The 7,767-nt window shown below is 75.0% G+C and carries 8 protein-coding genes; 6 read left to right on the top strand and 2 right to left on the bottom strand.

Annotated features, from left to right (window positions below; all coding sequences use genetic code 11):
• Window positions 1-591: 591 nt before the first annotated feature.
• Together ACFV61_RS21755 and ACFV61_RS21750 are read right to left on the bottom strand one after the other, a co-directional pair.
• Window positions 592-1,242: a response regulator transcription factor gene (locus ACFV61_RS21755; RefSeq protein ID WP_063348555.1), complete on the bottom strand. Its 651-nt coding sequence runs from the start codon at window positions 1,240-1,242 to the stop codon at window positions 592-594.
• A 100-nt stretch (window positions 1,243-1,342) separates the two neighbouring features.
• Window positions 1,343-2,602, bottom strand: coding sequence for a sensor histidine kinase (locus ACFV61_RS21750; protein ID WP_380493424.1), 1,260 nt, complete (start codon window positions 2,600-2,602; stop codon window positions 1,343-1,345).
• A gap of 314 nt (window positions 2,603-2,916) precedes the next feature.
• On the opposite strand from ACFV61_RS21750, the gene ACFV61_RS21745 reads away from it, so the two are divergent.
• The 6 genes from ACFV61_RS21745 to ACFV61_RS21720 all read left to right on the top strand — a co-directional run bounded on the left by ACFV61_RS21745 (window position 2,917) and on the right by ACFV61_RS21720 (window position 7,582).
• Window positions 2,917-3,474: a heme-binding protein gene (locus tag ACFV61_RS21745; RefSeq protein ID WP_363368367.1), complete on the top strand. Its 558-nt coding sequence runs from the start codon at window positions 2,917-2,919 to the stop codon at window positions 3,472-3,474.
• Between the two features lie 73 nt (window positions 3,475-3,547).
• On the top strand, window positions 3,548-3,964 hold the full coding sequence (locus ACFV61_RS21740) for a PPOX class F420-dependent oxidoreductase (RefSeq protein ID WP_350876934.1): 417 nt from the start codon (window positions 3,548-3,550) through the stop codon (window positions 3,962-3,964).
• Between the two features lie 43 nt (window positions 3,965-4,007).
• Window positions 4,008-4,421 carry a hypothetical protein gene (locus ACFV61_RS21735; protein ID WP_063348559.1) on the top strand — a complete coding sequence of 138 codons (414 nt, stop codon included), beginning with the start codon at window positions 4,008-4,010 and terminating at the stop codon, window positions 4,419-4,421.
• An 84-nt stretch (window positions 4,422-4,505) separates the two neighbouring features.
• Window positions 4,506-5,390: an NAD(P)-dependent oxidoreductase gene (locus ACFV61_RS21730; RefSeq protein WP_380378482.1), complete on the top strand. Its 885-nt coding sequence runs from the start codon at window positions 4,506-4,508 to the stop codon at window positions 5,388-5,390.
• 86 nt (window positions 5,391-5,476) lie between these two features.
• Window positions 5,477-6,055, top strand: coding sequence for a flavodoxin family protein (locus tag ACFV61_RS21725; RefSeq protein ID WP_380378481.1), 579 nt, complete (start codon window positions 5,477-5,479; stop codon window positions 6,053-6,055).
• Between the two features lie 348 nt (window positions 6,056-6,403).
• Window positions 6,404-7,582 carry an LPXTG cell wall anchor domain-containing protein gene (locus ACFV61_RS21720; RefSeq protein WP_380493422.1) on the top strand — a complete coding sequence of 393 codons (1,179 nt, stop codon included), beginning with the start codon at window positions 6,404-6,406 and terminating at the stop codon, window positions 7,580-7,582.
• Window positions 7,583-7,767: the final 185 nt, after the last annotated feature.

Genomic DNA, 7,767 nt, shown 5'->3' with positions numbered 1-7,767 from the left:
GGCCCCCGCGGCGGGCCCACGCGCCCGCTCCGCCTCAAACACGCGCGGGGGGCGGCGGGGGGGGGGGCCGGCCCCGGGGGGGGGGGGGGGGCGCGCCCCCCCCCCCCCGCCCCCCCCACCGCCTCGTCGCGCGGCTTCGCGCTGCCGCTCCCCCCGACTCCCCGGCAGCCCCGCCGTTCCCCCCTGGCAGCACCCTCCGGCGAGAGCGGTCCGCACAGGCCCCGGCGAGCCCCCACCCCCGGGGACGTCGTTGGTATCACGTTAACAAACCGCGTGGTTGGTTTGTCAATAGCGGGATCCACGAAAAATCCACAAACGTGATGGTCGGTCCGGAAGGTCCCGCCAGGCGCCGGACCAGCGGATTGAGGCCCGACAGGGCGCCCGGCGGCCCTTCTGCGGGCGCGCGGCGGGCGCCGGTACGGGCGGCGGGCCGGGCGTGGGCCGTGCTGGAATCCGACATTCCGAGCATCATGGCAGCACGCAGTGACACCACGCGAGCGCTGAGCGCAGCGGATGCGTCCGGCGGTGCCCCGGCGGGCTGATGCGGAGTGAGTTCGCCGACGGGCCGGGCCGGCCGTACGTGAGCGCCCGTCAGCGCAGCAGTCGGCGCTCCTTGGCCACGGCCACCGCGCCGGCCCGGGTGTCCACCCCCAACTTGTCGTAGATCCGGCCGAGATGGGTCTTCACGGTGGCCTCGCTGATGAACAGCGCCCGGGCGATCTCCCGGTTGCCCAGCCCCTGCCCCAGCTGCGCGAGGATGTCCTGCTCGCGCTCGGTGAGCTGCGGTGCGGGCGCCCGCATCTGTGCCATCACCCGGGAGGCGACCGGCGGCGAGAGCACCGTGCGGCCCCGGGCGGCGGCGTGCACGGCGGCGAACAACTCCTCCGGCCGCTCGGCCTTCAGCAGGTAGCCGGTGGCGCCCGCGGCGATCGCCCGGGTGATGTCGGCGTCGGTGTCGTAGGTGGTGAGCACGAGCACGTGCGGGCCGCCCGGGGTGGCGGTGATCCGGCGGGTGGCCTCCACCCCGTCGATGCCGTCGCCGAGTTGGAGGTCCATCAGCACCACCTGCGGCGCCAGCCGGGCGGCCAGCGCGACCGCCTCCTCCCCGGTGCTGGCCTCGCCGACCACTGCGATGTCGCCCGCGCTGGCGAGCAGTGCCAGCAGGCCGGCCCGGACCACCGCGTGGTCGTCGCAGACCAGCAGCCGGACGGGGGCGTCGGTGGGGGAGCCGGTGGTGCTCATGCGGCCACCCCGCCGAGCCCATCGCGGCAGGAGCACCAGGAGCACCAGGAGCGCCCGTCGCACCCCGCGCGCCGGTCGGGGGCGGGTCCGGTTCGTTCGCTCATCGGTGCTCCAGGGGGATCGCGGCGGAGACGACGGTGCCCTCGCCGGGGGTGCTCTCCACGGTCAGGGTGCCACCGAACTGCCGCAGCCGGGCGCGCATCGCGGGCAGCCCGTACCCGCGGCCGCCGGCCGCCCCGACCGCGCCAGGGTCGAAGCCCTGCCCGTCGTCGGCGACGTCCAGGACGGCCTGGTCGCCCAGGTAGGACAGGGTGATCGCCGCGGCCGACGCTCCGGCGTGCTCCCGGACGTTGGCCAGCGCGCCCTGGGCGATCCGCAGCAGCGCGGACTGCGCGGCGGCGGGCAGCGGGACGGGCGTGCCGTCCAGGTGGAAGCGGACCGGCAGACCGCTCTCGGCGGCCTCCCGCCCGGCGAGCGCGCGCAGCGCCTGGTCGAGCGGACGGCCGTCGGCGAGTTCGGCCGGCGCGAGGTCGTGGACGAAGCGGCGGGCCTCGGCCAGGTTGCGGGCCGCCACCTCGGCGGCGGTCCGGACGTGGGCGCGGGCGGTCGTCGGCTCGTTGTCCCAGGTGCGCTCGGCGGCCTGCAACAGCATCTGCTGGCTGGACAGCCCCTGGGCCAGGGTGTCGTGGATCTCCATGGCCAGCCGCTCGCGCTCCGCGTGGGTGCCCTGCCGCCGTTCGGTGGCGGCGAGTTCGCGCCGGGTGCGGACCAGGTCGGTGATCAGGGCGCGCTGCCGGGCGTCCTGCCGGTCCATGAACAGGAACACGCCGGTGGCGAGCGCGGCCACCGCGAACGGCAGCAGGACGAGGGTGGCGTCCGCCCCGCCGGCCAGCCGGAGTTCGGCGATCACCACCAGCAGCGTCAGGGCCGCCACCAGCGGGATCGCCGCCCGGGCGGGGAGCGTGCGCAGCGCGGTGTAGATCAGCGGGACGGCGCACCAGGCGAAGCTCGGCGCGAGCAGCACCAGCACCACCCAGAGCGCGACCACCAGCGCCAGCGGCCACCGGCGCCGACGCGGAACCCGTCTGTCGGGCGAAGCGTCAGCCCCGGGCGCGGGCACTGGTGACAGTGGAGGTGGCGGGTGGCGGTGCGCGAGCCAGGAGCCGGCCGGCTGGGCGAGGGCGAGGGCGATGCTCAGCCCGATCACCCAGGGGATCCGGGGGTTGCCGGGGTGGTGGGTGAGGTAGCGGCTGAGCGAGGCGGCGAGCAGCAGTAGGAAGGCGGAGTCGAGCAGCACCGCCAGGCGGCCCGCGTCCGGGTCGCCGGCGTCGTGACCGGCGGCGGGGCGGGGCTGCTGCACGGGTGGCTCCTGGCTGGACGGGCGGTCGGCACCTGGCAAGCGATCGGCACCCCGGCGGGCACCGGCCGCCTCGACGGTGCGCCCGGTGCGCCCGGCGCACCGACCTGCACCGATCCCTCGATGGTGGCCCGTTCGGCCCGGTCCCGCATCAGCCGATCGGTTGACGGGGTTGTCCTCCATCATGCCCGCGCGGTCGCGCCGGAGCGTCGATGTGGCGGGCTCCGCCCCGGCCGGAGGATCGAGGTGGAGCCGGGCGGACCCCCTGCCGCCCGGCGGCCCCGATCCCGTTCGCCGATCCGCTGAGGAGCTGGACCATGAAGAAGATCTCCGTGCGCACCCGGGTGCTGACCGGCACCCTCGCCGCCGCCGCGCTCGCCGCCACCGTGGGCGCCGTCTCGGCCAGCGCCGAGACCTCCGAGACCCCGGCCGCGCCGGCCGCGGTGAAGGTCGACACCCAGAACAAGAACCTCGCCCAGAGCACCGGTCTGACCCTCGACGCCGCGACCCGCGCCGCCCAGGCGACCCTGGACGCGGCGGCCAAGGCCGGCCAGCACGTCTCGGTCGCGGTCGTCGACCGGGACGGCGTCACCCGGGTGCTGCTCAAGGGCGACGGCGCCGGCCCGCAGTCCCCGGAGTCGGCGCAGCGCAAGGCGTTCACGGCGGTCTCCTGGAACGCGCCGACCTCGGAGCTGACCAAGCGACTGGCCCAGGCCCCGACCCTCAAGGACATCCCGGGCACGCTGTTCCTGGCCGGCGGCGCCCCGGTGCAGTCCAAGGGCGCCCCGGTCGCGGCGATCGGTGTCGCGGGCGCGCCGAGCGGCGACCTGGACGAGCAGTTCGCGCAGGCGGGTGTCGCCGCACTGGCGAAGTGACCCCCTGGCCGGTCGGCCCGTCCCCCTGGTGCGCGGGGCGGGCCGACCGGCCAGGATGGGCGGTATGCCGACGATGACCGATGACCAGTGGCGGGCGTTCCTCTCCGAGGGCACCCGCACCGCCAAGCTCGCCACCACCCGGGCCGACGGCCGCCCGCACGTCGCGCCGGTCTGGTTCCTGCTGGACGGCGACGAGCTCGTCTTCAACACCGGTGCGGGCACCGTCAAGGGCCGCACCCTGGCCCGCGACGGCCGGGTGATGATCTGCGTGGACGACGACCGGCCGCCCTTCGCGTACGTCCTCGTGCAGGGCACCGCCCGGCTGAGCGAGGACCTGTCCGAGGTGCGCGCCTGGGCCACCCGGATCGCCGCCCGGTACATGGGGGAGGACGTCGCGGAGCAGTACGGGGCCCGGAACGGCGTGCCGGGGGAACTGCTCGTTCGGGTGAAGATCGAGAAGGTCTCCGCAGAACACGGGGTGGCCCTCTGAAAAGCCGGTGCCGCTGTCAGTGGTGCATGGCAGGCTTCCCGGTATGACGGCGTGGACCCTCAACGACATCGAACGTGCGATCCGCTCCTCCTGGGGTGTCGACACCTGTGCGCCCGAGGATCTGGCCCACTGGCGTCCCGACAATCCCGCCCGCGGCCAGTGCGGGGTGACGGCGATGGTGGTGCACGACCTGCTCGGCGGCGAGCTGATGATGGGCGAGGTGCACGTCGGCGGGATCCGGACGGATCTGCACTGGTGGAACCGCTTCGCCACCGGCATCGAGATCGACCTCACCCGCGAGCAGTTCGGGCCGGACGAGCTGGTCAGCCCCGGCCGTCCGGTCGCCCGCCCGGCCCGCCCGGGCCGGCTCCAGGCCCAGTACGAGCTGCTGAGCCACCGGGTGGTCACCGAACTGGAGCGCGGCCGCGTCCGGCTGCCGGAGCGCGCCTGCGCGTGAGTCCGTCCAGTACGCGGGAGACCACCGTCCCCTGACGTACAGTCATCCGCAGTGCGGTGACGGTGACGGCGACGGGAGTGTGCGATGGCCGGGGCGACGATCGGCTTCGTGGGGTTGGGCGCGATGGGGCGGGGCATGGCCGGCAGCCTGCTGCGGGCCGGCCACGCCGTCCGGGTCTGGAACCGCTCGCCCGAGCCGGTGGCCGCCCTGGTGGCCGAGGGCGCCGAGGCGGCCGGCACGCTCGCCGAGGTGTACGCCGCCGACACCGTGGTCTCCATGCTCGCCAACGACGAGGCGGTCGAACGGCTGCTGCTCGACCCCGCCCTGCTCGCGGGCGCCGCGACGACCCTGCACGTCAACATGGCCAGCATCTCCGTCGGGCTCGCCGAGCGCGCCGAGGCGCTGCACACCGAGCACGGCATCGGCTACCTGGCCGCCCCGGTCCTCGGCCGTCCGCCGGTCGCGGCGGCCGGCCGGTTGAACATCCTGACCGCCGGCGCGCCGGAGCTGCTGGCCCGCGCGGAGCCGCTGTTCGCCGCGATGGGGGAGCGCACCTGGCACTTCGGTGCGAGCCCGCGACAGGCCAACACCGCCAAGATCAGCACCAACTTCCTGCTGGCCTGCGCGATCGAGTCGATGGCCGAGGCGTGCAGCCTGGCCGAGGCCCACGGCGTCCGGCCGACCGACCTGGTCGAGATGCTCACCGGCACGCTGTTCCCGGGGCCGGTCTACTCCGGCTACGGGGCGATGGTGGCCGAACGCCGCTACGAGCCGGCCGGGTTCAGACTGCCGCTGGGACTCAAGGACGTCGGCCTGGCCCTGGAGGCCGGGGCCGCGCGGAACGTCCCGCTCCCGTTCGGCGGCATCCTGCGGGACGCCTTCCTGGACGCGCTGGCCCACGGCGACGCGGACAAGGACTGGGCGGCCGTCGCGGCCGTCGCCCGGCGCCGGGCCGGCCTGCCCGCCTGAGTGAACTCCCGGGCCCCGGACGTGGAATAACCGGGGTGCGGGGGGTGCTCGCACCTCCATCCGCACCACCGACCGGGGGAGTTCCGATGGCCGACCAGCCGGCGGGCGCCGAGGCGCCGCGCACCTTTCTGTTCCTCGACGCCAGTTCGCGTGCCGGCGGCAACTCCGAGCAACTCGCCCGGCTGGCCGCCGAGGCGAGCCTGCCGGCCGGGTCGGAGCAGCGCTGGCTGCGGCTGAGCGAGCACCCGCTGCCGCCCTTCGAGGACCTGCGGCACGTCGGGGACGGCCGCTACCCCGAGCCGGTCGGTCATGAACGGACCTTGCTGGACGCCACGTCGGCGGCCACCGACCTGGTCTTCGTCGCACCGCTGTACTGGTACTCGCTGCCGACCAGCGCGAAGCTCTACCTCGACCACTGGTCGTCCTGGCTCCGGCAGCCCGGGGCGGACTTCCGTGCCCGGATGCGCGGCGGCACCATCTGGGGCGTCACCGCCCTCGCCACCGAGGACGACAAGGCCGAACCGCTGATCGGCACGCTCCGGCTGACGGCCGAGTACATGGGGATGCGCTGGGGCGGCGCGCTGCTCGGCAACGGCACCCGCCCCGGGGACGTGCTGCGCGACGAGCGGGCGCTGATCGCGGCCAAGTCCTTCTTCGCGGGCTGAGCCCGCACACCCGTTCCGGCGGGCGGTCACACGGGCGCTCACCGGACGTTCACACAACCGATCGCTTCACGCCACGTGAGGCCGTGCGATACGGTCCTCCGGGCGTGTACCCGTCACTCTCCGGTCATCTTTCGGCAAAGAGCAAAAGCCTTACCGCAGGACGGAATTGGGCGATTCGGGCACTCCCGTCCCGTGAGCGGTCCCCAGCGTGACACCCGCCTTCCGGAGTGGCCGGATCCTTCGGTAATCTCCGTCGGACTTTCAAGCTTCGCGAGGGGTTCGAGGCGTCCACGGCCGCCCGCCCCGCCGCGCCCCGGGCCTCGCCCGGACTCTTCCGTGAGGTCTCCCTTGTCCATACGTCGCAGTCTTGCCCTTGCCGGCGTCGCCGCGCTCGCGTCCTCGCTCGTGCTGTCCGGCGCCCAGGGCGCCATGGCCGTCGGCACCACCGGTTCCCCGTCCGCCGCCGCCCAGGCGGCCGGCAAGGCCTCCCACCAGAGCCTCGACCTCTCGGTGAACGGCGTGCCCGGCACCTTCATCGCCGGCGGCGACGCCCGCGACTTCACCTTCAAGATCGACAACTCGACGAAGCACGACTTCCTCTTCCTCCCGCTGCTCAAGTTCAAGAACAAGGCGGGCTCGTTCAAGGCGAAGGACCTCAAGGTCCAGTACCAGCTGCCCGGCGGCCAGTGGCAGACCGGTTCGGTCGCCGCCGACGGCGGCGAGGACAAGGACAAGTCCGTCCTCACCCTGCTCGGCGCCCTCGGCCAGGACGGCAACCCCACCGACGACGACCTGCTCGTCGTGAACCACGGCAAGAGCTTCTCGATCAAGGTCCGGGTCTCCTTCACCTCGGAGGCGCCGCTCGGCCGGGCCGGCGTCGTCCCCGTGGTGTTCTCCGCCGAGCTCGACGACGAGACCCACGCGCCGGTCGACGGGGGCCACCTCAGCTGCGACGGCGTCCGCGGCGCGGGCTTCGTGATCAAGGCGGGCGGCGGCGGAAAGCCGAGCCCGACCATCAGCCCGACCCACACCGGCAAGCCCAGCCCGACCGCGAGCACCTCGCCGACCACCTCCACCTCGCCGACGCCCTCCCACTCGGCGACCGCGAGCACGTCGCCGACGGCCACGGCCACCGCCACCGCCACGGCCACGGCCACCACCTCGGCCACCCCGAGCGCCGAGCCGACCACGCCGTCGCCCTCGGTCCCGCCGACCACCCCGGCCACGGGCGAGCCGTCCGGCTCCGCCTCCGCGTCGACCTCCGCCCCGGCCCCGGCCGACGGCAACGGCGACACCGCCGGCCCGATCGACTTCCCGGTGGCCGTCCCGACCCTCACCCCGCCGCCGCTCACCCCGGCCGCCGTCACCAAGGCCAAGGCCGCCGCCGACAACGGCGACAAGGCCCTGGCCCAGACCGGTGGCGGTGACGACACCACCGCCATCGCCGTGGCCGGCGGCGCCGTGCTGCTCGCCGGTGTCGGCACCCTCGTGGCGCTGCGCCGCCGCAAGTCGGCCCCGCAGGGCTGACCGCGGCCGCAAGGCACGCTCCAGCCGTCACACCGAGGCGGTACCCGCCTGACAACCGCCCGCGCCGCCCGGCCGTCCGTTCGACGGACCTCCAGCGGGCGCCGGGGGGGGCCCGCCCCACCACATGGAGTGCGCGCCGGCGGGGGGGGACACCGCGGGGCGGCGGGCAGCGGGGGGGGTTAAGC

The sequence above is a fragment of the Kitasatospora sp. NPDC059817 genome (assembly GCF_042731835.1).
Lineage (GTDB): Bacteria > Actinomycetota > Actinomycetes > Streptomycetales > Streptomycetaceae > Kitasatospora.
The sequence above is the reverse complement of the archived record's forward strand: the minus strand, read 5'-3'. Positions and strand labels throughout refer to the sequence as shown.

Coding starts and splice junctions, on each gene's coding strand:
- ACFV61_RS21755 (WP_063348555.1), bottom strand. CDS start 1,242: ATGAGCACCACCGGCTCCCCCACCGACGCCCCCGTCCGGCTGCTGGTC.
- ACFV61_RS21745 (WP_363368367.1), top strand. CDS start 2,917: ATGAAGAAGATCTCCGTGCGCACCCGGGTGCTGACCGGCACCCTCGCC.
- ACFV61_RS21740 (WP_350876934.1), top strand. CDS start 3,548: ATGACCGATGACCAGTGGCGGGCGTTCCTCTCCGAGGGCACCCGCACC.
- ACFV61_RS21735 (WP_063348559.1), top strand. CDS start 4,008: ATGACGGCGTGGACCCTCAACGACATCGAACGTGCGATCCGCTCCTCC.
- ACFV61_RS21730 (WP_380378482.1), top strand. CDS start 4,506: ATGGCCGGGGCGACGATCGGCTTCGTGGGGTTGGGCGCGATGGGGCGG.
- ACFV61_RS21725 (WP_380378481.1), top strand. CDS start 5,477: ATGGCCGACCAGCCGGCGGGCGCCGAGGCGCCGCGCACCTTTCTGTTC.